Consider the following 1056-nt stretch of genomic DNA (forward strand, 5'->3'; position numbering starts at 1 on the left):
TGCCATTGTAGTAAGTTTTAAAGTTTTGAAAGAAATAAGTTTTGTTTGGCGCTGAGCGCATGGCGGTAGGCGTGCCTTAATTTGTGCTAAGGGTTTGGAACTGCAGGTTGTATTGAATATGGCATCTAACCTTATACCTTCAACCTTTCTACCCTCAACCTTAAATTAGGCTTTTGGCCAATCGTTAAGATGCTCTGCGTTGCCTAATTTAAGCTTTCTGGCTGAAATCTGGAATTTGAGTGTCATCGGGTGATCACCCACAATGTTTATCCCTTCGGAATATTTAACAATGTAGCCGTCTTCGAAGTTAACTTCTTTCATTTTGGCATCTTCCTCTGTTTTCTTGATCAGAAGGGTTCCTGTAATAGGTTTGTACTGGTTGTTTACCATCGCTTCGATTATTGAGGTGTCTTCGGTTGACTCGATCTCAATGTCGATGGTACCGCCGTAAACTCCGGAAGAAGGTCTTCCTTTAGCATCTACATCACGGTTTAACGCATAGGCACAATGAAGCACATCGTACTCCTTGCCTGAAAAATTTAATCTAGCTTTGAAAGCCATAGTTTTAAAATTTAAAGGTTAAAAATTTGAATTATGTAGCGTCCGCTACTGAGCAACTATAACCAAATATCAGGCCAAACATCATCTATACCATTCATTGATAAGCGATAACCTCTTTCCAAAAAAATGGTAAATTGCATTTATCGCCTAAAAAAGCAGTTATACAAACGCCTTTTGTGGAAAAAATGTGGAAAAAGCGGAATCTATCTTTAGTGTTACAAATACATTATAGAGCGTAACCACGTTACAAAACTGTAGCGTTTATACACAAAGTGTAGTTTTTTTGGACAAAGTGTTGCTGTAATTAAACTTGATGGTTTGTGAAGACACAAACCATGATACACAAGTCACGGCAACGGTAATACTAATCACGGATAGACAGGATGCACACAGATAAAAATCCGTGTTTATCTGTGGTTAAGAATAAAAAATGGTTTATCAAGAAGTAGTGTGATGGTCTGTGGAGACACCAATGCTATTAACTTAAGCTATTTA

Annotated in this window: 1 protein-coding gene; it reads right to left on the bottom strand. The window is 37.8% G+C overall.

Features of this window, described 5'->3' with window-relative positions; translation table 11 throughout:
• Window positions 1-165 precede the first annotated feature (165 nt).
• Window positions 166-561 (bottom strand): type VI secretion system tube protein TssD, encoded by a 396-nt coding sequence (gene tssD / locus DRW42_RS28425; RefSeq protein WP_025141859.1) that lies wholly within the window; start codon window positions 559-561, stop codon window positions 166-168.
• Window positions 562-1056 lie beyond the last annotated feature (495 nt).

The sequence above is a fragment of the Pedobacter miscanthi genome (genome assembly GCF_003315595.1).
GTDB classification, from domain to species: Bacteria; Bacteroidota; Bacteroidia; order Sphingobacteriales; family Sphingobacteriaceae; genus Pedobacter; species Pedobacter miscanthi.